26 protein-coding genes are annotated in these 23,385 nt (G+C 31.5%); 9 read left to right on the top strand and 17 right to left on the bottom strand.

The genetic code is table 11. The annotated features are described in order from the left end of the window. Positions 1-3: 3 nt before the first annotated feature. On the top strand, positions 4-195 hold the full coding sequence (locus OWM07_RS06235) for a YgaP family membrane protein (protein WP_423302815.1): 192 nt from the start codon (positions 4-6) through the stop codon (positions 193-195). 30 nt (positions 196-225) lie between these two features. Here the strand turns inward: OWM07_RS06235 and OWM07_RS06230 are convergent, their stop codons facing one another. Continuing rightward, positions 226-1,530: an HD domain-containing protein gene (locus OWM07_RS06230; protein ID WP_423302814.1), complete on the bottom strand. Its 1,305-nt coding sequence runs from the start codon at positions 1,528-1,530 to the stop codon at positions 226-228. 55 nt (positions 1,531-1,585) lie between these two features. Between OWM07_RS06230 and OWM07_RS06225 the strand changes: the two genes are divergently transcribed. Both OWM07_RS06225 and OWM07_RS06220 read left to right on the top strand, forming a co-directional pair. After that, positions 1,586-2,614 (top strand): hypothetical protein, encoded by a 1,029-nt coding sequence (locus tag OWM07_RS06225; protein WP_423302813.1) that lies wholly within the window; start codon positions 1,586-1,588, stop codon positions 2,612-2,614. Positions 2,615-3,160: 546 nt separating this feature from the next. Continuing rightward, positions 3,161-3,550, top strand: a complete 390-nt coding sequence (locus OWM07_RS06220; RefSeq protein WP_423302812.1) for a hypothetical protein — start codon at positions 3,161-3,163, stop codon at positions 3,548-3,550. 29 nt (positions 3,551-3,579) lie between these two features. On the opposite strand, the gene csx20 is transcribed toward OWM07_RS06220, so the two are convergent. The 3 genes from csx20 to csm6 all read right to left on the bottom strand — a co-directional run bounded on the left by csx20 (position 3,580) and on the right by csm6 (position 6,266). Further along, a complete protein-coding gene (gene csx20, locus OWM07_RS06215) occupies positions 3,580-3,963 on the bottom strand; it encodes a CRISPR-associated protein Csx20 (protein WP_423302811.1) in 384 nt (127 codons plus the stop codon). A gap of 389 nt (positions 3,964-4,352) precedes the next feature. Then, on the bottom strand, positions 4,353-5,042 hold the full coding sequence (locus OWM07_RS06210) for a hypothetical protein (protein ID WP_423302810.1): 690 nt from the start codon (positions 5,040-5,042) through the stop codon (positions 4,353-4,355). Between the two features lie 117 nt (positions 5,043-5,159). Beyond that, positions 5,160-6,266, bottom strand: coding sequence for a CRISPR-associated ring nuclease Csm6 (gene csm6 / locus OWM07_RS06205; RefSeq protein ID WP_423302809.1), 1,107 nt, complete (start codon positions 6,264-6,266; stop codon positions 5,160-5,162). A gap of 95 nt (positions 6,267-6,361) precedes the next feature. Between csm6 and OWM07_RS06200 the strand changes: the two genes are divergently transcribed. From OWM07_RS06200 to OWM07_RS06180, 5 genes are read left to right on the top strand one after another with little or no spacing between them, the layout of a single operon-like run. Continuing rightward, positions 6,362-6,844, top strand: a complete 483-nt coding sequence (locus tag OWM07_RS06200) for a metallophosphoesterase family protein (RefSeq protein ID WP_423302808.1) — start codon at positions 6,362-6,364, stop codon at positions 6,842-6,844. 6 nt (positions 6,845-6,850) lie between these two features. Further along, positions 6,851-8,200, top strand: a complete 1,350-nt coding sequence (locus tag OWM07_RS06195) for an NAD(P)/FAD-dependent oxidoreductase (protein WP_423302807.1) — start codon at positions 6,851-6,853, stop codon at positions 8,198-8,200. Continuing rightward, the gene (locus OWM07_RS06190; protein ID WP_423302806.1) at positions 8,197-8,733 is read left to right on the top strand and encodes a flavodoxin family protein; all 537 of its coding nucleotides are present in this window, start codon (positions 8,197-8,199) and stop codon (positions 8,731-8,733) included. The genes OWM07_RS06195 and OWM07_RS06190 overlap by 4 nt, the downstream gene beginning before the upstream one ends. Positions 8,734-8,741: 8 nt before the next feature. Beyond that, entirely contained in the window at positions 8,742-9,731 is a 990-nt protein-coding gene (gene mtnA, locus OWM07_RS06185; RefSeq protein WP_423302805.1) for an S-methyl-5-thioribose-1-phosphate isomerase, read from the top strand. Positions 9,732-9,741: 10 nt separating this feature from the next. Further along, complete coding sequence (locus OWM07_RS06180) at positions 9,742-10,716, top strand: class II fructose-bisphosphate aldolase (RefSeq protein WP_423302804.1); 975 nt, start codon at positions 9,742-9,744, stop codon at positions 10,714-10,716. A 31-nt stretch (positions 10,717-10,747) separates the two neighbouring features. Here OWM07_RS06180 and OWM07_RS06175 read toward each other — a convergent pair whose 3' ends face one another. The 10 genes from OWM07_RS06175 to OWM07_RS06130 all read right to left on the bottom strand — a co-directional run bounded on the left by OWM07_RS06175 (position 10,748) and on the right by OWM07_RS06130 (position 18,994). Continuing rightward, positions 10,748-11,095 (bottom strand): hypothetical protein, encoded by a 348-nt coding sequence (locus OWM07_RS06175; protein WP_423302803.1) that lies wholly within the window; start codon positions 11,093-11,095, stop codon positions 10,748-10,750. A 117-nt stretch (positions 11,096-11,212) separates the two neighbouring features. Beyond that, positions 11,213-11,578: a response regulator transcription factor gene (locus OWM07_RS06170; RefSeq protein WP_423302802.1), complete on the bottom strand. Its 366-nt coding sequence runs from the start codon at positions 11,576-11,578 to the stop codon at positions 11,213-11,215. Beyond that, on the bottom strand, positions 11,568-12,395 hold the full coding sequence (locus OWM07_RS06165; RefSeq protein ID WP_423302801.1) for a TatD family hydrolase: 828 nt from the start codon (positions 12,393-12,395) through the stop codon (positions 11,568-11,570). The genes OWM07_RS06170 and OWM07_RS06165 overlap by 11 nt, the downstream gene beginning before the upstream one ends. Then, complete coding sequence (metG, locus tag OWM07_RS06160; protein ID WP_423302800.1) at positions 12,392-14,314, bottom strand: methionine--tRNA ligase; 1,923 nt, start codon at positions 14,312-14,314, stop codon at positions 12,392-12,394. The genes OWM07_RS06165 and metG overlap by 4 nt, the downstream gene beginning before the upstream one ends. Then, on the bottom strand, positions 14,311-15,018 hold the full coding sequence (locus OWM07_RS06155; RefSeq protein ID WP_423302799.1) for a PSP1 domain-containing protein: 708 nt from the start codon (positions 15,016-15,018) through the stop codon (positions 14,311-14,313). Before OWM07_RS06155 ends, metG begins: the two co-directional genes overlap by 4 nt. Further along, entirely contained in the window at positions 15,011-15,799 is a 789-nt protein-coding gene (locus OWM07_RS06150; protein WP_423302798.1) for a DNA polymerase III subunit, read from the bottom strand. The genes OWM07_RS06155 and OWM07_RS06150 overlap by 8 nt, the downstream gene beginning before the upstream one ends. Continuing rightward, positions 15,790-16,437, bottom strand: coding sequence for a dTMP kinase (gene tmk / locus OWM07_RS06145; protein WP_423302797.1), 648 nt, complete (start codon positions 16,435-16,437; stop codon positions 15,790-15,792). The genes OWM07_RS06150 and tmk overlap by 10 nt, the downstream gene beginning before the upstream one ends. Further along, positions 16,424-17,353 (bottom strand): MOSC domain-containing protein, encoded by a 930-nt coding sequence (locus OWM07_RS06140; RefSeq protein WP_423302796.1) that lies wholly within the window; start codon positions 17,351-17,353, stop codon positions 16,424-16,426. The genes tmk and OWM07_RS06140 overlap by 14 nt, the downstream gene beginning before the upstream one ends. A 65-nt stretch (positions 17,354-17,418) precedes the next feature. Then, the gene (locus OWM07_RS06135) at positions 17,419-18,327 is read right to left on the bottom strand and encodes an AEC family transporter (RefSeq protein WP_423302795.1); all 909 of its coding nucleotides are present in this window, start codon (positions 18,325-18,327) and stop codon (positions 17,419-17,421) included. A gap of 10 nt (positions 18,328-18,337) precedes the next feature. Next, positions 18,338-18,994, bottom strand: coding sequence for a hypothetical protein (locus OWM07_RS06130; RefSeq protein ID WP_423302794.1), 657 nt, complete (start codon positions 18,992-18,994; stop codon positions 18,338-18,340). Between the two features lie 140 nt (positions 18,995-19,134). Between OWM07_RS06130 and OWM07_RS06125 the strand changes: the two genes are divergently transcribed. After that, positions 19,135-21,030, top strand: coding sequence for a transketolase (locus OWM07_RS06125; protein ID WP_423302793.1), 1,896 nt, complete (start codon positions 19,135-19,137; stop codon positions 21,028-21,030). Positions 21,031-21,064: 34 nt separating this feature from the next. Here OWM07_RS06125 and OWM07_RS06120 read toward each other — a convergent pair whose 3' ends face one another. The 3 genes from OWM07_RS06120 to OWM07_RS06110 are packed head-to-tail and all read right to left on the bottom strand — an operon-like array spanning position 21,065 to position 23,377. Then, complete coding sequence (locus OWM07_RS06120) at positions 21,065-21,418, bottom strand: response regulator (RefSeq protein ID WP_423302792.1); 354 nt, start codon at positions 21,416-21,418, stop codon at positions 21,065-21,067. After that, entirely contained in the window at positions 21,396-22,838 is a 1,443-nt protein-coding gene (locus OWM07_RS06115; protein WP_423302791.1) for a sensor histidine kinase, read from the bottom strand. The genes OWM07_RS06120 and OWM07_RS06115 overlap by 23 nt, the downstream gene beginning before the upstream one ends. Positions 22,839-22,879: 41 nt before the next feature. Then, positions 22,880-23,377: a hypothetical protein gene (locus OWM07_RS06110; protein ID WP_423302790.1), complete on the bottom strand. Its 498-nt coding sequence runs from the start codon at positions 23,375-23,377 to the stop codon at positions 22,880-22,882. Between the last annotated feature and the right edge of the window lie 8 nt (positions 23,378-23,385).

The following is a 23,385-nucleotide window of genomic DNA, read 5'->3' as shown; positions in this document are numbered from 1 at the left end:
ATTATGTCAGTTAAAAGATTAATGAGAATAATTCCAGGTTTGTTTGTTACCATTAGTGTAATTTTAGGTTTGACAGTTAGTAAGTGGTGGTTTGCTTTTACGCTGTTTGTGGGTTTAAACCTGTTTCAATCAGGTTTTACAAATTTTTGCCCACTTGAGATATTTTTAAAAAAGATGGGTATCCCTGAGGAATAGATATTCTGCGTCCCATTGTGGGGCGCTTTTTTATTTTAAATACCTATCTAAAATGTATTTTATCGCTTCTTCTTTTGTTTTGAGTATCCCAATTACAAGTTTTTCGTGAACATCTTTTAAGATTGTGGCGTATTTTGTTTTGTCAGGGATGTTTAATTCAATTAAAGTGTTTCCATTGATTAACTCTTTTTTGTTCCAATCAAGCTCTTTAGATAGTTTTCTGATTCTTATGATTGTTTCATAAATATCGTTGATATTTTGCCCTTTTGAAAGGTTATCAGCAAGTGTAAAAAGTATAATTTCCTCAATAAGTTCAGCATTGTTATATATAAATTTTTTCAGTGTGTTATCCTTTGCTTTTTCTGATGCATATATTCTAATTTTGGTATGGTTCTTTATAAGATGTAAAACTTCTTTTAAGTTCTTTTTATTAATAGGGAATTTTTTTAAATATTTTTCAGCAATTTTTGCGCTTTCTTCTTCATGCCCCACAAAGTTTTTATAATTATTTTTTTCGCCAGCTACAGCTTTACCCACATCGTGAAAAAGTGCAGATAACAGCAAAATAGTTTTTGTTTCATCATCTTTGTTTAATTTGTCAGTAATTAATCTTGTTTTTTCAACGACTCTAAAAGTGTGAGTTAGTGCGCAGTCCTGGTGGTATTTCCCTTGAGGGAGACCTTCTATTTTTTTAAATTCTGGAAAAAGGGTAAATAACACTTCACTATGCTGCATTAATTTTAAGGCTTTAAAGTTTGATTTACCTTTTAAAAGTTTAATTAGCTCATCATAAACTCTTTCAAAAGGGGCATTTTTCAACAGGTATTTTTCTCGAAAGATTTTTTCAAAGGTTTCATTTTCAATATCAAATTCAAGTTGAGATACAAATCTAAAAGCTCGTAAAATCCTGACGGGATCATCATTGAAAACATCTTCATAAACATATTTGATGACCTTATTTTTTAACTCATTGGTATCTCCGATAATATTCCCTTTTATGTCAGTAGCAAGATTATTTATTGTAAAATCCCTTTTTTGAAGATCTTCAATAATATTTTTTCCTCGAGGCTTTGACACATCGATTACAAAATCTTTTAAAATTAACCTTATATTATCTTTAAAAGGGACAGATGTTGCTTGTAATTTCTTTTTTAAAAGCCATGCAAAATCTTTGTAATCTATGCCAAAAGGGACTAAATCTACATCTTTTGCCTTTTTGCCAAGTAATACATCTCTAACAAATCCACCCACAAAATAAAACTCATATTCACATAGACCTTTAAGCGCTTCATAAAAAGGTAGTTCTTTTAATTTATAGTTTATTTGATTTTTCATGAATTAGATATTATAATTTTATAAAATTTTTACAAGATTTTATTTGGGGTGATAGATGATTAGAAAAATGTTTAATTTACTAAAAAGTGAGAGAAAAATTATAATTTATATATCATTATTTATGTTCATAAATTTAATATTTAACTATTCAGATTTTATTAATAATTATATAAACAAATATTTAGATCTGAAAAAAATAAGTATTCTGGAAGTATTAGCAATTTTGTTATTTGTTCTTATAATAACATTTTTGATATATATCTTGTATAAATATCCGGATCAGAGAATTTCTAAAAATATTATTAGGATATTGACAGGTCAAGGGAGTGGAATTGAGATTATTTTTGTGTTTATTTTTTCATTGATTTTTTTAAGTTGGAGCGGTGATTATTTTAAAGAAGGAAGAATATTAAATGGTATTTTATCGTTAGAGGCATTGTTTCTTTTAGCCCTATTATACCTTAATAGTATTTCTAAGAAATATGAAAATAATAAACCTCGAAAAAATATAGATCCACAACCTTCAAAAGTACTAATTATGGCTTTGTCAAAATTAAATGGTAATAAGGTCGAAATCATTAATGCGTTAAAAGATAGGATTGATAAAATAGATATTAAACAAGATAAATTAACAAATAATGACCGATATATTAACTGGGCATTACCTTTAGAGTTAATTCGTTTTAACAAAGATACACTTGAAAAAGCCTTTTTCCTTGTTAGCGATAAAAGTGAAAAAGAAAAATCGGATTTTGAAGAATTAGTTAATTTATTAAAGAAAAAAATAAAAAGAGAATTTAAGTTAGAATTTAGCAATGTTTTAGATTTTAATGATTATGCAGATGTTTTATCTGGGATTGAATATTGTATTAAGAATGTGCTGAGAGAAGGATATACAGATATGGATATAATGATAAATATTTCAGGAGGGACATCTGCTGTAACTTCTGCGTTGATAATTGCAGCTATACAAGATGGTAGACAGGTAACCTATTTTACACAAAATAGTCCGTCAGAATTGAAAGCATTTGATGTGTCATACAAAGATGTGCAGAGAGCAACAAAAGACATGTTGAGTGATTGAATTAAAATTTTATCAAAATAAAACAAAAAGGGTGCGAACCCCCCCTGTGAAAAAGTTGTGGAAAACTAAAAATGTGCAGTGGGTTTTACAAAATGGCTTTGTAGGTGCTTGACAATTAAATAAAAAATGTGATAAGCATCCAGAAGGAAATCCCATTCGGATGGGACCCAGCAACTGATTTGAGGGTGTTTACATTTTTGTAGTTATCTTTTTATAAGGTCTTTTAGTAAGATGTTTTGTTTGGAGCAGTAGCTGGGCAAGCTCCGACTTAATCGATTATCGATCTACGCTTTACCGTTTGCCATTTTTTAGAAGATATTTTATTTGAGAGAATTAAAATGCTGTATAAGGTGTTGAAAATAAGTAGTTTTTGAGATTGCTTTTTATTTATCAAATTTTACAATGAGTGAGGTATTTTTTATATATAATTTGTTATTGATTTATTATTAGTAATTTAATAAATAAATATTTAATCTCAATATTGATATTACTGAAAAACTTTAAAAACTGTTTATGATTTTTTTTAAACATCTATGGGGGGATATGATGAAAGAGAAAGTATTAGCTGCAGTTAGTAGTTTTTTGGGATTTTTTGCTTCTTTTTTGCCAGTGGCAATATCAAAAGAAGGGTATTATGTCAATTTTACTCACATTAAGGGGGTAAGTTATTTATACCCACTGTTTCCTTTAATATTATTAATAATTATTATTACAAAAATCTACAAAAAAGAATTCCCCTTTTTTACTACATGGTCATTAATCATAGGGTTGTTTTCTTTGGTGTTATGTGCGTATATTACTATTTTAGGGGAATCACAGTTGGAGATGTTTGTGAGAATGTTTAATATAGCTAATAATTTTACTGTCAAAATAGGTTATGGTTCTGTGATATATGTGTTATCAATTGTTTTAGCTATTGTATTAGCAAATAAATAATAGCCACCTTTTGGTGGCTCTATCTTGTCTCAATACTCTCTAAATCTGACAAATTTAAAAACCCTTTCCAGAGTTATGGTTCCATCCTCATTTTTTCTTTCTATCGCTTCCCTTTTTGTTGTGGCATATACGGCAATAATACCATTTGATTTTGCAAAATTTACTAATTTGTAGGTTGCACCATAATCACCCTGAATAACTAAAATATCACCATTTTCAAAGGATTTGATTATCCAATCAAAAAATATTTGCAAGTATTCATCAAGGTTATCAAGCTCTGGTGGTATATTTTGCCATTTGCTTTTTAACTCATCTGGGAAATAAACTATCTCACCTGCTCCCATAACTTTTTTTAAATAATCAGTTTGTTCTTCAGTAAGTGTATGTGATAAAATTATTCCCGCTTTTTTCATATAGCCTCCATAATTTCAATTTACTATAACTGTATTTAAGGTATAGGGTATCCATACATTATATAATATGTTTTTGTCAAATATTGATACAGTTTTGTTGCTGTTGATATTGGCTATGCTGGATATTTAATTTTTTGTTGCAAAGGAAATATTTTTGAGAATATAGAGCATAGATAACATATTGGTAATTATAATAAGAGGCTGTTGCACAATGGAACAATCTTCTGATATCACTATAGTTTTGAGATTGCTTCGGCAACTTTTGTTGCCTCGCAATGACCCAAAAATGCTGTCATTGCGAGCGTAGCGAAGCAATCTGAGGTGTTTAAGTAATTATTGTTGTGCAACATCCTCAATTTATATAAAAAAAAGCTGCCATTTGGCAGCAATTATAAATCAGAAGCGGCCTTTTTTGCATTTTTCTTTTTAATATCCTCTTTAATTAGCTCTTGCATTTTTTCCACAGCTGAGATTGAAGGAGTATATGTGTAAGTAAGCGTAGTAATTGGGACAAAGCCAAAAGTATTTTGTTCTAAAGTGATTTTTATATCTCCATCTGAATAAGTTACTGTTTTCAGGAACATTGAGCCAGAGTTTGACAGCTTTTTATATTTTGCATCTAAAGCGTCTTTTAAAAGATTAAAAACACCGTTGTCATCTTTCCAGCTGACGGTTAGCTTGTAAAGTTTATCATCAGGATCAAAATCTAACCATGCTTCAGAGACAGTTCCATATTTTTCGAATAGTTTGTAGTTGAAAATTTTTAAATATTTTAAGTCAGAATACCCTTTGTAATAGTATTTTTCATATCTTGCATTATTCTTATCCAGATATTTCATTACATCACTATAATTTTGATTACCAATATCAAAGCCCATAACCGTTTTTGCATAAGAGCTCATAGGTGATATCACTAAGATTAAAAGAAATACAGCAACAAAAGCGTACTTTAACTTTTTTAACATATCAGCAGTCATTTCAAAATTATTGAACAATAATAACCTATAAATAGATGGATAAAATGTAAATCCGTACTCTAACAAAAATAATTTTTCATAGTCTAATCTTTTGTTTTGCATCTCGCACCTCCCAAGCAAAGTTTATGGGAGTAATATGTGTGAAAAGTAGAGAAGATTCTATAAACTCAATATTGAGTTATGCATACTTGCTTGTGGAGATGATGCCTAAAGTGAATTCTAAATAAGAATTTTATTTTTTGGATAAGTTATTAAAAATCTAGATGATTCTTCCTGGATGATTTTACTCAAATTATTTATTTGGATTAAGTCATTTGCAGTAATTTTATAGATAGTGCTGTTTATCCTTGAGATATATTGTCTGAGGTATTGGTCAGCAAAATATTCTTTGCGTTCCTTTTTTTCTAAAAAAGTGAAAAACTTACCTTTTTCTCCACCGTAAGCCTGCTTTAATTTTTCTAAAAAATAATCATATTCGGTTTCACTACTTAAAAATAAAATGTGGTGAGAGCATTCTGGACAACCTTTACAGTCTTCTTCACATTGAGACTTTTTCCTTTTTTCTAAAAAAAGATAATATAATGCACATTGTGCTGGGGTGAGCTTTATTGTTGTTTTGTCCCAGATTATAATATTTTTTTCTAAATTGCAGGTGAGGTATTTTACAACTTTTTGTTCTAAAATAGCATCAACTTTGCTGAGGAATTGTTCATAATGCTTTTTCGAAAGATTATTTTTAAAAGGGATTAATGGCACTTCGGCAAGATAAAGCGCTCTATCCTCTGCATTTACAATCACTTCATTACCATTTATAAAAGATTTGATTTTTTTCTTTTCAGGGAAAAAGAACTCTTTTGATTTTTCTGCCAGCTCGTCAGTGAGTATATGATAACATCTATCCTGTTCTCTTCCAAAAAGTTGCATGGCAAGATAAAGGTATGCCCCCATTGTTTTTCTTCCACCAGCAATTGAAGCATGAATAACACATTTTTTATCTTCTGCGAGCTTTTCTGTGATTTCGAATATTGTCTTTGCCATTACACTGTTTTCTACATTGTCTTTGATGTCAGCAAGAGGTTTGCCATCAACCTCAGGAATAAATATGTGAGAATCATCAAATTTTATACTAATGTTAAGCAGTTCTTCCAACTGCTTTAGTTTACTAAATCTATTATCAAGGAGTTTTTCCAATATCTCTCTACGCCCCTGTAAAGTGGTGATGACATAAACTTCTGATATAATAATACCATCTTTGTAAAGTTTGTAGATTGTCTCGGTAATTATTTGAGGTGAAATCCCTATTACTGCTAATAAAATATGTTTCATCTATAACCCCTTAGAAATTATACATTAAATAAACATAATTTCAATTTTTTGTTGATAAATGCGGTAAAAAGTGTATTTCTTTTGTGGAGGCTATTATGAGGATTTTGGTTATTTCTGATACACATACTGACGATATAGACAAATTGCCCTCATCCTTAATTGAAGAGTTTAATCGTTGTGATGCAATCTTGCATGCTGGGGATGTAGTTGGCTATAAGCCGATTCATCAGATTGAGCATATTAACCCAAATGTGTATGCAGTAAAAGGGAATATGGATCCATTTTTTGATGAGACTTTGATGCCAAAAAAGAGAGTTATTAAATTTGATGAGGTAAAGGTTGGTTTGGTACATGGGGATGGTGCACCTTTTGGTTTAGAAAATAGGTTGCTTTATCAATTTGAAGGTGTAGATTTAATTGTTTATGGCCATACCCATAAGCCTTTTTGGGGCGTTCTTGGCGATGTTCATTTTTTAAATCCTGGTAGCCCCACAAATAATCGATATACAGATTTTAATTCTTATGCTATATTGGAGATTGAAGGCAAAAATTTTGATGCAAAAATCATGAAAATTTAGGGGGAAATGGTGAAAGTAGCCATAATAGGTGCTGGTAGCGCAGGGATGTTTGCTGCTTATAAGCTGATACAGAATAAAAACATCTCTGTAGATATTTATGAGAAAGGTAAAAGTATTCTTGAAAGGACAAGAAAAGAGGTAATGAGCGGATTCGGTGGTGCTGGAGCTTTTTCAGACGGCAAGCTTACTTTAACAACAGAGTTTGGCGGCTGGCTCACCGATTATATTTCAGAAGCTGAGCTTGAAAAATTGATAGATGAGGCTGATGATATATGGGTAAAGTTTAGTGGTGTGACAGAGATTGATACAAAAAGTGATTATGAAAAGATAAAAGATTTGGAATATCAGTGTAGCAGAAATAAATTGAGATTGTATGCTGCAAAAATCAGACATCTTGGCACAGACAACTGTTTGCTTGCTATAAAAAGGATTTATGAGCTTTTTGAAAAAGAGGAAAATATAAATGTATATTGCAATACACCAGTTAAAGATTTGATTGTAGAAAGTGGTAAAATAAAGGGTATTGTTTTAGCCGATGATTCAAAAAAATATTATGACAAAGTGATTATCGCAGTGGGCAGAAGTGGTAATGCTTGGATGCAGGAGATAGCAGAAAAGTATGGGATAGATTCTGATATAAACCCTGTGGATATCGGGGTTAGGGTTGAGGTCCCAAGGGCTGTCACTGACCATTTTACTAACTATTTATACGAGTTTAAGATTAAATATTACACTACAGAGTTTGAAGATGAAGTTAGAACATTTTGTGTAAATCCTGGTGGTTTTGTGGCCATAGAGAGAAATGATGGTGATATTTTAACGGTAAATGGGCATTCTTATAAAAATAAAAAGAGTAATAATACCAATTTTGCACTACTTGTTTCTACAAAGTTTACAGAGCCTTTTAAAGAACCCGTTAAATATGGTAGATACATTGCCAATCTTGCAAATATGCTAAGTGGTGGAAATGTTATAGTTCAGAGGTTTGGAGATCTTCTTAGAGGTAGAAGGTCAACTGTTAAGCGAATTGAAAAAAACTTTGTTGTCCCTACTCTAAAAAGTGCTATGCCAGGTGATCTGTCTTTTGTCTTGCCTTATAGGTACTTAACAGATTTAAAGGAAACTATGTTGCAGCTTGATACTGTAATGCCTGGTATGGCTGATCCAAATACATTGATGTATGGGGTAGAGGTCAAATTTTACTCATTGCGTATCAGGGTTGATAAAAATATGAGGTCTCAAAATATTGAAAATCTATATTGTGTAGGTGACGGAGCAGGTATTACAAGGGGGATTATCCAGGCAAATGCATCAGGTATTATTGCAGCAAACGATATTTTGAGGGAGATACAATGAAGGTTTTTATAATCAATGGAAGTCCAAGAAAAAAAGGTAATTCTGCCTTTGTTGCAAACAGTTTGTTAGAAAAATATCCTGAAGCTAATCTTATCAATCTAAACGACTTAACTTTCAAAGGGTGTCAATCCTGTTATAGCTGCAGAAAGAACAATACTTTTTGTGTGGTTAACGATGATTTGAAAGATATTTTACCTGAGCTTGTAGATGCTGATCTGTTAATTGTTATTTCTCCAAATTATTACGGCTTTATCAGTGGTCAACTGAAACTGTTTCTTGATAGGTGGTACTGTTTAAAGGATGCTAACAGGGTAAGCAAATTTAAAAATGCTGCAAAAATGTTTTTTGTGATGACTCAGGGAGCTCAAAATAGGGATCACGCAAGCCTTGCTACAAACTGGCTTAAGAAAATAGCAGAGGGGTTTAATTTAAAATATTATGCTTATGTGATCCCTGGTTGTAGTAGTGAGAATGTTGATATGGCTAAGATGAAGATAGATGATTTGAAAATGCATTTGAATATGTTTGTTTAGGGGTTATTATGGTTGAGCCTATTGTTTGGGGAAATGGAGTATTAAAACTTCTTGATCAGAGAATCTTACCTCATGAAAAAAGGTATGTTGAGTGCAATACTGCAGAAGATGTGGCAAATGCTATAAAGGATATGGTTGTAAGAGGTGCTCCTGCTATTGGTGTTACCGCTGCTTTTGGTGTGGTTTTAGGGCTCAAAGAGGGGAAAAATATAGATGAAATTTATAATCTACTACTCAATACAAGACCGACTGCGGTAAATCTTAAATGGGCTCTTGATAAGATGAAAGCTACCTATGAGTATGCAGAAGGTGATATAGATTTTGTTGAAAAAAGCGCAGTAAAGCTTTTTAAAAGGGATATCGAGTATAACAGAATGATTGGCAAAAGTGGGTTACAGGTTATTAAAGATGGTGATAACATCCTTACTCACTGTAATGCTGGAGCTCTTGCTACTGCTGGATATGGCACAGCTCTTGGGGTATTTAGGGCGGCAAAAGAGGCAGGTTTGAATATACATGTGTATGTAGATGAGACAAGGCCTTATTTGCAGGGTGCAAGATTAACAGCTTTTGAATTGATGGAAGAGGGGATCCCCTGCACTCTTATTTGTGATAATATGCCTGGTTTTTTGATGAAGCAAAAGAAGATAGATAAAATAATTGTGGGTGCTGATAGAATAGCCAAAAATGGTGATACTGCAAACAAAATTGGCACTTATCAGCTGGCTGTCTTAGCATATTTCCATGATATCCCACTTTATATTGCTACTCCGATTTCAACTTTTGATTTTAGTATAGAATGTGGTGATGATATTGTAATTGAGCATAGAAATCCTGATGAGGTTAGAAAAATTGGTGATAAATTGATTGCTCCAGAAAATGTAAATGTTTATAACCCTGCATTTGATGTGACACCTTCAAATCTTATTTGTGGATTTATTACAGAGTTTGGAGTCTTCCACTCTGTTGATGAAATTTTGAATAAAATAAATGACTAAGGAGGAGCTTATGGGGATTAGTTACAAAGAGTTAGGGCTTGTTAACACAAGAGAGATGTTTAAAAAAGCGATGGAAGGTAAATATGCTATCCCTGCTTATAATTTCAACAATTTAGAGCAGTTACAGGCTATAATTCAAGCTTGTGTAGAAACAAGATCACCTGTGATATTGCAGGTCTCAAAAGGGGCAAGACAGTATGCGAATGCAACTATGTTAAGGTATATGGCTATGGGTGCTGTGGAGTATGCTAAAGAGCTTGGATATGAAATCCCTATAGCATTACATCTTGATCATGGTGATAGTTTTGAGTTGTGTAAGGCTTGTGTAGATAATGGGTTTTCTTCTGTAATGATAGATGGTTCTCATTTACCTTTTGAGGAAAATATTGAGCTTACAAGAAAAGTGGTGGAATATGCTCATCAGTTTGATGTGACTGTAGAAGGTGAATTGGGAGTTTTAGCTGGAATAGAAGAGGATGTTCAAGCAGAGAAATCTCACTATACAAATCCCGATGAGGTAGAAGAGTTTGTGGAAAGGACAGGGGTTGATTCCCTTGCAATTTCTATTGGTACATCTCATGGTGCTTATAAATTTAAAGTAAAACCTGGTGAGCCTATACCACCTCTTAGATTTGATATTTTAGAGGAGATTGAAAGAAGATTGCCAGGTTTTCCTATAGTTTTGCATGGAGCTTCATCTGTAATACCTGAATATGTAGAGTTGATAAATAAGTATGGCGGAAATTTAGAGGGGGCTGTGGGTGTACCTGAAGACCAGCTTAGAAAAGCTGCAACAAGCGCTGTATGTAAAATAAATATTGATAGTGATGGAAGACTTGCTTTTACTGCAAAAGTTAGAGAGTTTTTGTGGAACAATCCAAAAGAGTTTGACCCAAGAAAATATTTAAAGCCTGCAAGAGAAGAACTTGTGAAAATGTATAAACATAAAAATATAAATGTTCTTGGTAGTGCTTATAAAGCATAAAGGGGCTGTCAAAAACAGCCCCTTTTTTATTTTAATTGGTACAGCTTTCAGGCTCAAAGGAACCTAATCCATGGTTTGTCAAAAAAGCTTCCATGTTTTTCCAATGTTTTTCTTTGAGTTTTAGATTATCAAGCTCTCCATTTTTGTGAAAGCTTCTAAGTCTCTTCATATTGTCTTGGAAAAAATATTTCCACTGCTCTATCGTGTAGGTTGATGGAGTGATGACAGGTATCCCTTTTTTGTCACCATCGTGACATTCTTTGTGACAGTACCTTTTAAACTTCCTTTTCCCGTCCCTTTGGCTTAAAGCATAGGAACTCGAAATCAACGAAAATATCAAAATGATTGTGAAGATGGTAGTTAAGGTCTTCTTTTTCATAACATCCTCCTAAATCAAAATAAAATTTTTCTACTAAAGCTCTATAAAGTGATAAATTTCACTGATAAGAGTTTCATTATATAATTATATCACAACATAACGGATAGTAAATATTAATTAATGATTATTTAAAATTTCCCGAACTTTTGTTAACAAATCGTCAGGGTCAAACGGTTTTTCAATAAAATCAACTGCACCAAGATCAAAAGATAAAACAAGATTGTCAATATTTGAGAAAGCTGTGATTACAATTACAGGAATTTCTTCATCGATATTTCTTATTTTGCTTAAAAAATTTAAGCCATCCATAAATGGCATATTTATATCAGTAATCACAAGTGAATAATTATTGTCTTGAATCATGGTATAGGCGTCTTTACCATTATCAACTATATCAACGGTAAACCCTTTTTTTTCAAAATAGTTTTTTAATCCTAACAATGTTTCTGTGTCATCTTCGACAATTAATAGTTTATAAGGCATTAAGTTCTCCAAATAGTCGCGCTATATTTGATTCTGTCTGTTTTGCTAATGAGATTAGGTCTATATCAAGTAATTTTGAAATATAGATTGCAGTATAAATTGTAAAAGATGGCTCGTTTGTTTTACCTCTTTTTGGAATGGGTGCTAAATAGGGTGAATCTGTTTCCACTAAAAGATGTTCAATAGGTACTTCTTTTACAGCTTCCTGGATTTCTGTTGCTTTTTTATAAGTGATATTCCCTGCAACAGATATCAAAAAACCGTTATCTAATGCCCAACGCATTATTTTTTTATCACCATTGAAACAGTGAATAATCCCTTTTAATTTTTGCCCTTTATTCATTTCATTTAAGATTTTTATCAAATCATCTGAAGCATCTCTATTATGTATAATGATCGGTTTGTTTAATGATATAGCTAAATCAAGGAAAATCCTAAAAACGCTTTGCTGGACATCTTTTGGGGCATAATTTCTATAATAATCAAGCCCTATTTCACCAATTGCTATTACCTTTTCATTTTTTGCTAATTTTTCAAAAAGTGACAACTCTTTTAGATTAAAATCGTTTGAATCATGTGGATGAACACCAATTGATGCATAAACAAAGGGGTAATTTTTTGCAATATCCAAAGCTTTTAAAGAGTCTGTATAATTTATCCCTATGTTTATAATTCTGTGAATACTATTTTTTTTACAATTATCAAAAACTGCTTTTAGGTTTGAGCATAATGGTTCAAAATGAATATGAGAATGGGTATCAGTAAAAAAAGCCCCATTCTCACGCAATATTTTTAAATGTGTTTCTAAGTCCTTCATTTTATAATACTTCCTGCAGGAACATCATCTGGTAACTCTACTACGACATGTCGATCCCCAACCCAGGCAGCTAAAATCATCCCTTCAGATTTTACCCCCATCAGTTTAGCTGGTTTTAAATTTGATACAACAGCCACTGTTTTCCCTTTTAAATCCTCTGGATTATAACTTTTTGCAACACCTGCTACAATCTGTCTTATATCATTATTTCCCAAATCAACTTTGAGTTTAAGAAGTTTTTCAGATTTTACAATTTTTTCAGCTTCTAATATTTTGCCTGCTTTTATTACAACTTTTGAAAAATGATCGATAGTTATTTCCTCTACTGATGGTTCAGGCATTGTCTTTTCGTTTTCTTTAGAAATTTTCTCTAAGAATTCTTTTTCATCAATGCGGGGGAATAACTGCTTTACTTCTCCAATCTTAATACCAGATTTTAGTTGTTTTACCTTTTTAAGTTCATCAAAATTACTTTTATGTAAATCGATATCTAAATTGAGCTGTCTTCTGATTTCCTTTGCTGTATCAGGCATAAATGGATAGATAAGCAGAGAAAGTATCCTTATACCATCAAGCACAAGATACAAAACAGATTCTAATCTATCCCTTTTTGATTCATCTTTTGCTAACATCCATGGTGCATTTTTGTCTATATATTTGTTTAGTTCGGATACAAGCTGCCAAATGGCTATCAAAGCTTTATTGAAAGCTATATTATTTAGATGTTTATCAACCTCTTCAAAAACTTCTTCAATCTTTGCCAACAGTTCTCTGTCAGATTCATCCTCTTCTTTATATGCGGGGATAACACCATCAAAATATCTTTTTATCATACCTAGTGTTCTATTTAAAAGATTACCCAAATCGTTGGCAAGATCACCATTTATTCTATGTATTAGTGCCTTAAAGGAAAAGTCACCATCAAGTCCAAAAGGGACTTCTCTTAACAAAAAGTATCTAATAGCATCAACACCGAAGGTGTCCACAAGCCAGTTAGGGTCAATGGCATTGCCAAGAGATTTACTCATTTTTTGACCTTCTACTGTCCACCATCCATGGGCAAAAACTTTTTTAGGTAGTGGTAGCCCTGCACTCATAAGCATAGTAGGCCAGTAAACTGTATGGAATCTGAGAATATCTTTTCCTACAAGGTGGACATCTGCTGGCCAGTATTTTTTAAACTGTTCTGTTTCATCTAAATAACCAATTGCAGAAATGTAGTTTGTCAAAGCATCTATCCAAACATAAATTACATGGTTTTCGTCTCCAGGAACAGGGATACCCCATTTAAATGATACTCTACTTACAGATAAATCTTTTAACCCCTCTTTTATAAATGATACAATCTCGTTTTTTCTTGATGGTGGCTGTATAAAATCGGGATTTTCTTCGATGTATTTCAATAATTCATCCTGATATTTTGACATCCTAAAGAAGTAGCTAGGTTCTTTTAATTTATGTGTTTCTCTACCACAGGATGGGCAATGGTTGCCATCTAAAAGTTGAGTTTCTGTCCAGTATGTTTCGCAAGGGGTGCAATACCACCCTTCGTATTCTCCCAAATAAATGTCACCATTTTCTTGCATTTTTTTAAAGATTTTTTGTACAGCTTTTTTGTGCTCTTCATCGGTAGTTCTTATAAACTTGTCATTGGATATATTTAGCTTTACCCACAAACTTTTGAATCTTTCAACAACAGTGTCAGCAAGCTCTTTAGGGGTTACCCCTTTTTTTTGTGCAGCTTGTTCAATTTTTTGTCCATGCTCATCAGTGCCTGTGAGGAAAAATACATCATAACCACAAAGCCTTTTATACCTAGCCAAAACATCTGCAGCGACTGTGGTGTATGCATGACCAATATGAGGTACATCATTTACATAATATATTGGGGTGGTAACATAAAAGGTTTTATTATTCATATCTTTCCTCCACTTTCTTCATCCACTATATCTTCAAACTCTATAAATTCGCCTTCTTGTAACTCTTCTTCATAGGTTTCATACATTAGACAGCACATTAATCTACTGCATACACCAGATATCTTTGAAGGGTTTAGTATAAGATTTTGGTCTTTAGCCATTTTGATAGATATATTCTGAAATGTCCTTAAAAAAGATGAACAGCAGAGCTCTCTCCCACAAACCCCTATTCCGCCTAAAATCTTTGTCGCGTCTCTAACCCCAACCTGTCTCATCTCTATCCTTGTTCTGAATACTCTTGCCAAATCTTTAACCAACTCTCTAAAATCGATTCTACCATCTGCTGTAAAATAGAATGTGAGCCTTTTTCTATCTAATGTGTATTCTGCTTTGAGGAGTTTCATTTCGTGTTTATGCTTTTTTACAAATTGCTTACAAATTTCTAATGCTTTAATTTCATCTCTTCTGTTTTGAGCTAATTGAGTTAAATCATCACTGTTTGCAAGCCTTAAAACTTTTTTCATTACAGAGATATCTTCTATTTGGATTTTTCTATCTGGGATTATAACCGTAGCTATGTCTTCACCTTTTTCCGATTCAACAACTACAAAATCACCTCTTTTTGCAATAACATCATTTGTTAAAAAATCATATATTTTACCAGCCCTTTTAAAGGCAACGCCAGTAGCATTTATTTCAATCACTTTTAACCTCGATAATTTTTGTAATTAAATACCCTTTTGCTATATCAAGATTGATATTATAGTCAACACTTTTCAAAATATCCAGTAGATAATCGCTAAAACTGCCTAATTTAATATTTTCTTTTTCTAAAGCAAGTTTTTTAGAATATTTGAAAGTATTTTCTAAAATTGTAGAAAATTCATCTCTATCATTGATTTTATTAATTTCATTTATGATATCAAATAGTTCACAGTTTAAAATATCTATGAATGGCTCAAAAGTATCTACATCTTTGTTAATTTGAGTTAGTTCCTCTTTTGAAAGTCTATGAAAGACAATTTTGATGCATCTAGATCTTATTGTAGGTAAAACCATATCGTAATTATGTGTTATTAAAATAAAAGTTGTATCGATGGGTGGTTCTTCTAAAGTTTTGAGCATTGCATTTGCAGCTTCTCGTTTTATCTTGTGGAAGTTATCAAGTATAAAAAATTTTCTTTTGCCTGAAAAAGATGAGAGGAATGCTTTTTCACTTAATTCTCTAATATTATCGATAGATAGCTCATCCTCTTGTAAAAGTATTACATCAGGATAGATGTTTTCATTTATCTGTAGACAACTGTTACAATGGCACTCTTCAAAGTATTTGTCATTTAAGCAATGTACAGATTTAGCTAAATTTAGAGCAAATAGTTTTTTCCCTACCCCTTCATTACCAGTAAAAATATAAGCATTATGAAATGTCTCTCTTTCTTTTATTATTTTAAAATAGTCTTTTAGGTGTTTGTGGCCTATAAACATAACTCTTTTTTTACCAAAGAAATTATTTCCTTAGATAAACTTTCTATATCTTTGTTTCCATCTAATATTATGACATTTTTATAATTTTTACTGTACCAGATAAAACCATCTCTAACCTTTTTGTAAAAATTGAGCCCTTCTTTTTCAAATTTACCTTCGCTGTCTATTTTTTCGTATTCTTTTAATCTTTTTATAGCCCTTTCTAAAGCTATTTTTATGGGAATATCGATTAAAATTGTTAAGTTTGGCCAGTAAAAAACGGTAAGTTTTTCTAAAAGTTTTAATGTATCAATATTTAAACCTCTACCAAAGACTTGGTAAGCATAAGTTGAGGAAATAAAACGATCACATATTATAATTTTATTATTTTCTAAAGCTGGCTCAATAACTTTTTTCTGGTGTTCTAATCTGTCAGCCGAATAAAGTAGAAGCTCAGTTTCTGGCTCAATATTGTATTCTGAAGAGATAAGAATATTTCTTAAAATATTTCCAACTTCAGTTCCGCCAGGCTCTTTTGTAAGGATAAAATCCACCTTTTTTGTAGATAAATAATTGCTAAGTAATTTGCATTGAGTAGATTTTCCTGAGCCATCTATCCCATCTATGACTAAAAAATATGGCCTTTTAGTTTGTTGCACAGTCCTCTGTATCCCCTTGCAATTTTTTTATTGTATGTGGTATCGCTGGGAAAATGGTTTCGAGATTTTCCATTGCACCTTTTGGGCTTCCTGGTAGGTTGATAATCAAAGAATTTCTCCTTATTCCACATAATGCTCTTGAGATTAGAGCATGAGGTGTTTTTTCAAAGCTTTTCATTCGCATTGCTTCTGAAAATCCTGGTAATTCTTTCTCTATAACCTTTTTTGTAACATCAGGTGCAATATCTCTTGGCGATACACCAGTAGAGCCATTGGTTATGATTAAGTCAAACTGCTGTAAATCGGCAAAATCAACAAGCATATTTTCTAATATATCCTTTTCGTCAGGTATCATTTCGTATCTGATAAACGATGTAGCTAAATTTTTCTCAATATATTCTTTTATTTTAAGCCCAGTTATATCTTCCCTTTCCCCTTTGCTACCTTTATCACTGAGCGTTATAATAGCTGCGCTAAAACCATCTTTAGGTAGCTTTTCGATTGGATCACCTACACTTATTTTCCCATCATTTTTTACTACGGCAAAAATCCCCTCTTTTGGCATTATACAATCACCTGCTTGATAATAAATAGCACATCTATGGTGACAGATTTTACCTATTTGAGAGATTACGAATTCAATATTGTTTATTTTAAGTCTTTCACCTACCTTCATTTTACACAGCTCAATCCCTTCTGTGGTGATATTTTCGGCAAAATCTCCACTTTTTACCTTAAGACCTAAATTTTGCATCTTTTCAATACTTTCTTTGGCTAAAAAGCTTATTTGTCTATGCCAATCACCAGCATGTGCATCATTTACAATCCCGTGGTTTGCTTTGATTTCTGCAGTTTCTATATTATGTTTTTTTGTCCCTTTTCTTTCACTAATAGAAATTGCATATACTTTTGGCATGAATCACCTCTTTTTTTGATAAATTTGCGCATCATTCATTTTCTTTATAATAGAGAAATTGCTTTTTAAGTCAAACATGAAATTAGTACAGGGAGAGTTATTCCAGAAAGTATTGTAGATAAAAGTATTGTTGTAGATAAAAACTCTGGGGATTTATTAAATTTTATAGCGTACATAAGGGGCAAGAGAGCGCTAGGAGCTGATGTTTGAACAATAGCTACCTGTTTTTCAACACCATTAATATTTAAAATTTTAGCTATTAAAATAGCAATTATTGGAGAAGCAATTAATCTTAAAGATACGGAAAGTAAAGCAGGTTTTAATAGTTTTGATGAGATACTAATTTTTGATAGTTGAAGCCCTAATATAAAAATCAGTAATGGGATTGTGGCGTTTGACATCAAGCTAAAAGGTTTTTCTATAAAGTCTGGTAGAGTAATTTTTAGCTCAGAAAAGATTATTGCTAGTATAAATGCGTGTATTAAGGGGATTTTTATAACATCTTTAATGGCCAAAAGGAGGTTTTTTTCGTTTGAGGAGAGCATAATTGCCAAAGTGGAAAGAGGTATATTAAATACTACAAAGTATATAATCGAATATAAAACCCCTTTTTCACCATAGGCGAAACTAATCAATGGAAGCCCAAAGTTTCCCACGTTGATCATGGATACTGAGAGTATGAAAGGTATTTTGTATTTATCATCAAAGTTATGTATTTTAAAAGTAATTGAAGCAATCAATATTAGCATACTAATAAGAATAATCATAAAAATAAAAGGCTTATATAGGGTGTGTGTTTCAATTTTATGAGACATTAGTGAATGAAATACAAATATGGGAGCAAAAATAGTAAGTGTGACATCGGTAATGTATTTAAAATCAATGTTTTTTATTTTGTTATAAATATAAGCAAAAGCAATAATGATAAAGATAGGTAAAACTGTCTTGATGAAAATAGCAAAAAGTGCTGTCATCTATGATAACTTATTCACAAATCTTTTTTATCTCTTCAGTGGTTAAGCCTATCTCTTTCATCTTTATGATTTTATCAACACTACATCTGTTATTCTCTTTATCATCTTTTGTCTCAGGTTTTCTATATGAATCAAAACGGTTTTTCTTATCTGGATAAAGGTTTATAATTGACTGTAAAGCATCAGCAAGCTTTGTAGCATCGTCATTATTTTTTACTTTTATATTAAATGTTTGCTTGCATTCTCCTCTATCGAAAAGGTACCAGTCAACTTTTACCCCATTTTTTGTTATTACAGGTTCTTTCAAAGAAGTCCCATAACAGCTGTAAATATTTCCATTAATGACTTTTACATAATTTGCACCAAAAAATTTATTAATTTTAGTTGTATGATTATTGTCATAAAGCTCGAGAGTTTTTATATAAAATTTGTCCAATTTTTTATGCACCCATGTAAAGGCTAATAATCTGTTATCATCAGAATGATAAGTTTTATAATATTTGTAGTCGTTAGTAGGAGAATTTTTATCAAGGATTACTTTAATTATTTCGTATGGGTTTTTCTGTAAAGATTTATCGATAGATTTTTCTAATGTGGCTGTTTTCTGTGAACATCCTAAAAATAAAATTAGGAAAAAAGTGAAAAGTAAAAAGATTATTTTTTTCATTGTTAACCTCATATTAATTTTTTTGTATTTTATATTTTTGATATAAAAATTCAATAGAATTTGAAATAAAAGATAAATTGACAATGTTATGTTAGTTTGTTAATAGTGCGAAAACAAAATTTATATAGTCGGAGTGTATAATGAAAAAACTTAGCGAAGCTGAAATAAAAGAATTAGAAAAGCTTGCTGTTTTGTGTCGTGGCGATATTTTGAAAATGACAACTTTGGCAGGGAGTGGTCACCCTGGTGGTTCAATGTCATCTATTGATATGTATTTGACAGTATATAAAATAGCTAATATTTCACCTGAAAATTATAGAAGTTTGGATAGAGATAGAGTAATTGTTTCTCATGGACATACTTCTCCAGGTGTTTATTCTGCACTTGGTAGAAATGGGTTTTTTGATATTGATGAGGCAATTGCTTATTTTAGATTGGCTGGGAGTATCTTTGAGGGGCATATCGAGAGAATGGTGCCAGGTGTAGAATGGACTACAGGTAATTTAGGCCAAGGTTTGTCAGCAGCCTGCGGGATGGCTCTTGCGGCAAAGCATTTAGGTGTCCAGTATGATGTTTACTGCTTTATGGGGGATGGTGAGCAGCAAAAAGGACAAATTAGCGAGGCAAGAAGGTTTGCTGTTAAATATAATTTAGATAACTTGATAGCTTTTGTGGATTATAATAAATTGCAGATTAGCGGTGATATAAATGAGGTTATGCCTCAAAATATAAAGGATGAATATATTGCTTCTGGTTGGGCAGTCCTTGAAATAGATGGGCACAATATCAAAGAGATTGCTGATGCAATTTATCAAGCTAAAAAGATAGCAAGGCCAGTTTTGATATTAGCAAAAACTGTGATGGGTAAAGGTGTCTCTTTTATGGAGAATAAAGAGGTTTATCATGGAAAGCCTTTGAGTGAAGAACAACTTGATGCTGCCCTAAAAGAGCTGGGACTTGAAAATGATCTTGAGAAGTACAAAGAGATGAGAAAACAGTTTGTTTTTGATGAGTCAGCGCATGAAATTTTTAGATACGATGTTAGTGTAGATACGGGATTTTCTAAAACTTATGGAATAGATATCTCTATGGACAATAGGAGTGCTTTTGGAAATGCCATCACTGAGCTTGTTCAGATAAATATGGCAAACAATAAAACTCAGGTAATAGTTTTTGATTGTGATCTGGCAGGTTCAGTAAAAACTGATAAGGTGGCAAAAGAGTTTGCAGAAAATTTTTATGAAGCAGGGATTCAGGAGCATCATACGGCAGTTTGTGCTGGAGCTGCAAGTGTAAATGGGGTGGTCCCTTTTTTTGCAGATTTTGGAGTATTTGGTATTGATGAGACTTTTAACCAGCAACGATTAAATGATATAAATGATACAAACTTAAAGGTTGTTACAACTCATGTGGGTATAGATGTGGGAGAGGATGGCAAAACTCACCAATGTATTGATTATATTGGTGCAATGAGGAATCTTTATGGCTTTAAAGTGATTGTTCCTGCTGATCCAAATCAAACAGATAGGACTGTCAGATATGCAGCTAAAGAGTATGGGAACTTTTTAATAGCTATGGGTAGGTCAAAAACACCTATTATTTCAGATGAGAATGGAAACCCTTTTTTTGGTGAAGATTATGAGTTTAAATATGGAAAAATAGACATAGTTAGAGATGGGGAAATACCTTTGTTTAGTTATGGTTCTATGTTGTCTCGTGCCATTAAAGTGCATGAGATTGTAAAATCTGCCAATAAAAATCTTGCAGTTTTAAATGTATCGACACCTTTTAAATTGGATGAAGAGGTTTTGGAAAAATTTAAAGATAGTAAAATTTGGATTACTTATGAAGACCATAATATTAATACAGGCTTAGGTTCCATTTTAGCAGACTATATTGCTGAAAGAGGTTATGGTATAAAACTTATAAAGTTTGGTGTTAAAAATTACTCATATTCTGGCAAACCTGATCAAATTTTTGAGCTCATTGGGTTAGCTCCAGAAGCTGTAGCAGCTGATATTTTGACATATCTATAAAAAGGAGGCTGGTATCATTATTGATACCAGCTTTTTATGACTCTAAATATTTATTTATCCTTTTTAAAATAATTTCTGGGTTTTTATTTTTTACAAAATATTCATCGGCATATAGAGCTGAAAAATCTCTTTTATAATCTTCATGAGCCGTTAACAGAAATATAGGGACTTTATCATTTCTCTTTTTTATCTCTTTTAAAATATCAAGCCCACTTTTTTCTGGCATATTGATATCTAATAAAATCAGGTTAGGAGATTCTTCTCTAAAGATTTTTACCCCTTCAAAGCCATTTTCAGCTTCAATAACAGTAAAACCGTTTTCTTCTAAAAATTCTCGATAAAAGCTTCTTATATTGGGGTCATCATCAATAATAAGTATTTTCTTCATATTGCACCTCTTTTTTAAAAAATAATTGTATTTTAGTTTGGTTATTTTCAGAGAATATTTTTATATCACCTCCATGTGCTTCCATTATTTTTTTGCAAATAGGTAAACCAAGACCAGTCCCATTCTCTTTGGTGGTATAAAAAGGGGTAAAAATTTTAGGTAGTTCGGATGTGGGTATCCCTCCAGCATTATCTGTTATCTCTAAAATTTTATATTTTTCGTTATCGAAAGATCTTATTTCAATAATATTGTTTTTTGTATCACTAAAAGCATCAAGACTATTTTTGATAATATTGACTAATACTTGCATAATTTTCGATTTATCAACATTTAAAGTTTCTGTGTTGTTGATATGTAGTTTTACTTCAGCTTCTTTTTCTTTAATTTTTTCATAAAGTATTGTTAAGACTTCTTCAACTAAACTTAAAATATTAATTTCATCAACAGATAATTTGAGTGATTTTGAGTATAACAATAGATCGTTTATGAGTTGTTCCATCCTGTTTACTTCATTTTTTATGATTTTTAGATAAGTATTTAGTCTTTCATCGGTGTTTAATTTGATGACCCTTTCCGTGAATCCGCCAATAGAAACCAATGGGTTTTTCAACTCATGGGCAATAGATGCAGTAAGTTTACCTAAATTTATCAAGTTATTATTGTAGAAGAGATTATTTTTAAAGAAATCTAAATCGTTGACAGCAAATTTATACCTTTGGATTAAAGACTTAAAACTAAAAGTTATTGCTAAGATTTTTGAATATATAACAAGCAGATTGTTAATCTTAGATAGCTCTGCTTCTTTAGTAGAAATTACTAATAAACCCAAAGGCCCTTTGTTTGTATAAATACCAATACCATAATTTTTATATGGGAATAATTCATTGTTTAATTCATCCACTTCTTTTATCTGTTCAAAAAAGAGTATATCACTAAAATTATTCCTTTCTTTAAGCTCAATAATTTCTTTTTTAAAATTTATACCTTTCATTAAAGTTTTGGTTTTGGATTGATAAAGTAACCCTCTTAATTGGAAAAGTTTACTATTAAAGAGATATAAACCTGCGCTAAAGATGTCATCCTCTGTAATGAGTTTTAATAGAGTATTGTCTAATGTTTTTTCAATACTTTGATCACTTAAAATACTTTCAAGTAAGTATGTAACATCGATAATTGCTGTGCTATTAAAAGTAGTTGCACATGAAAGTAAAATCAATTTAATCTGGTTTATCTGATTGTCATTTAATTTTTCGGGAGAGTTGTAAAATAGTTCCAATCTATAATTTTCTATTTCCACCTCACTGAAAAAGTCAGATTCATTTCTTTTTATATAAGAGATTAGAATATTATTGTGGGAAAATATAAACAGTTTTGAGATATCTATATTATATAATTCTTCTAATAAACTAACTAAATGCATAATTAATTATAGCATAAGTTTTGAATAAATTGTAAATAAATTTAATGAGAAATTTTATTGCGGAACTGTTTTATTTTGTTATGCCACTCATCAGTTGTGCGGATTTTTGCAAAGTATAAAAGAGTTTTATCGAAGAATTCATAAACTAATTTTAGATATAAAATTCTTTCTAAGACATTGTCGCTCAAATCTTCACTTTTAGTGGTCGGGGCTTTTATCCCTGTTATTCTAAGGGGTTTTGTTTTGAATGTGGCTTCGATTTCTATGTGTTGAGAAGATAGTTTTAGTGTAAGTTGAGATACCTTTTTTGAGTTTTTCAGTGATGTAATCAGCTCTTTGTTTTCTGATAAGTTATCACTAATTATGTTCACTTTTTCTTGATGGTCAATATCTTCAAGATATATTGAGTTAGTTAGATTAAAACTTAGAAGCAGGTCATTAACTTGGATTGTGTTATTACCTAAAAAATATTCTATTAATAAATAGGTGAGATATTCGTTTTCAAGAAAAGAGATATCTTTTTTTACTTCTTTGCTCAAAAATCCCC

Origin of the sequence: Deferribacter thermophilus (genome assembly GCF_049472675.1) — a bacterium.
In the GTDB taxonomy this organism is placed as follows: Bacteria; Chrysiogenota; Deferribacteres; order Deferribacterales; family Deferribacteraceae; genus Deferribacter; species Deferribacter thermophilus.
The sequence above is the reverse complement of the archived record's forward strand: the minus strand, read 5'-3'. Positions and strand labels throughout refer to the sequence as shown.

What these genes read in the sequence shown, in the direction of transcription:
- OWM07_RS06190 (WP_423302806.1), top strand. Translation starts at nt 8,197, where the DNA reads ATGAAGGTTTTTATAATCAATGGAAGTCCAAGAAAAAAAGGTAATTCT.
- OWM07_RS06235 (WP_423302815.1), top strand. Translation starts at nt 4, where the DNA reads ATGTCAGTTAAAAGATTAATGAGAATAATTCCAGGTTTGTTTGTTACC.
- OWM07_RS06200 (WP_423302808.1), top strand. Translation starts at nt 6,362, where the DNA reads ATGAGGATTTTGGTTATTTCTGATACACATACTGACGATATAGACAAA.
- mtnA (WP_423302805.1), top strand. Translation starts at nt 8,742, where the DNA reads ATGGTTGAGCCTATTGTTTGGGGAAATGGAGTATTAAAACTTCTTGAT.
- OWM07_RS06230 (WP_423302814.1), bottom strand. Translation starts at nt 1,530, where the DNA reads ATGAAAAATCAAATAAACTATAAATTAAAAGAACTACCTTTTTATGAA.
- OWM07_RS06170 (WP_423302802.1), bottom strand. Translation starts at nt 11,578, where the DNA reads ATGCCTTATAAACTATTAATTGTCGAAGATGACACAGAAACATTGTTA.
- OWM07_RS06220 (WP_423302812.1), top strand. Translation starts at nt 3,161, where the DNA reads ATGAAAGAGAAAGTATTAGCTGCAGTTAGTAGTTTTTTGGGATTTTTT.
- OWM07_RS06115 (WP_423302791.1), bottom strand. Translation starts at nt 22,838, where the DNA reads ATGCATTTAGTTAGTTTATTAGAAGAATTATATAATATAGATATCTCA.
- csm6 (WP_423302809.1), bottom strand. Translation starts at nt 6,266, where the DNA reads ATGAAACATATTTTATTAGCAGTAATAGGGATTTCACCTCAAATAATT.
- OWM07_RS06140 (WP_423302796.1), bottom strand. Translation starts at nt 17,353, where the DNA reads ATGCCAAAAGTATATGCAATTTCTATTAGTGAAAGAAAAGGGACAAAA.
- OWM07_RS06125 (WP_423302793.1), top strand. Translation starts at nt 19,135, where the DNA reads ATGAAAAAACTTAGCGAAGCTGAAATAAAAGAATTAGAAAAGCTTGCT.
- OWM07_RS06195 (WP_423302807.1), top strand. Translation starts at nt 6,851, where the DNA reads ATGGTGAAAGTAGCCATAATAGGTGCTGGTAGCGCAGGGATGTTTGCT.
- OWM07_RS06180 (WP_423302804.1), top strand. Translation starts at nt 9,742, where the DNA reads ATGGGGATTAGTTACAAAGAGTTAGGGCTTGTTAACACAAGAGAGATG.
- OWM07_RS06130 (WP_423302794.1), bottom strand. Translation starts at nt 18,994, where the DNA reads ATGAAAAAAATAATCTTTTTACTTTTCACTTTTTTCCTAATTTTATTT.
- OWM07_RS06175 (WP_423302803.1), bottom strand. Translation starts at nt 11,095, where the DNA reads ATGAAAAAGAAGACCTTAACTACCATCTTCACAATCATTTTGATATTT.
- OWM07_RS06120 (WP_423302792.1), bottom strand. Translation starts at nt 21,418, where the DNA reads ATGAAGAAAATACTTATTATTGATGATGACCCCAATATAAGAAGCTTT.
- OWM07_RS06225 (WP_423302813.1), top strand. Translation starts at nt 1,586, where the DNA reads ATGATTAGAAAAATGTTTAATTTACTAAAAAGTGAGAGAAAAATTATA.
- OWM07_RS06210 (WP_423302810.1), bottom strand. Translation starts at nt 5,042, where the DNA reads ATGCAAAACAAAAGATTAGACTATGAAAAATTATTTTTGTTAGAGTAC.
- csx20 (WP_423302811.1), bottom strand. Translation starts at nt 3,963, where the DNA reads ATGAAAAAAGCGGGAATAATTTTATCACATACACTTACTGAAGAACAA.
- metG (WP_423302800.1), bottom strand. Translation starts at nt 14,314, where the DNA reads ATGAATAATAAAACCTTTTATGTTACCACCCCAATATATTATGTAAAT.
- OWM07_RS06165 (WP_423302801.1), bottom strand. Translation starts at nt 12,395, where the DNA reads ATGAAGGACTTAGAAACACATTTAAAAATATTGCGTGAGAATGGGGCT.
- OWM07_RS06135 (WP_423302795.1), bottom strand. Translation starts at nt 18,327, where the DNA reads ATGACAGCACTTTTTGCTATTTTCATCAAGACAGTTTTACCTATCTTT.
- OWM07_RS06150 (WP_423302798.1), bottom strand. Translation starts at nt 15,799, where the DNA reads ATGTTTATAGGCCACAAACACCTAAAAGACTATTTTAAAATAATAAAA.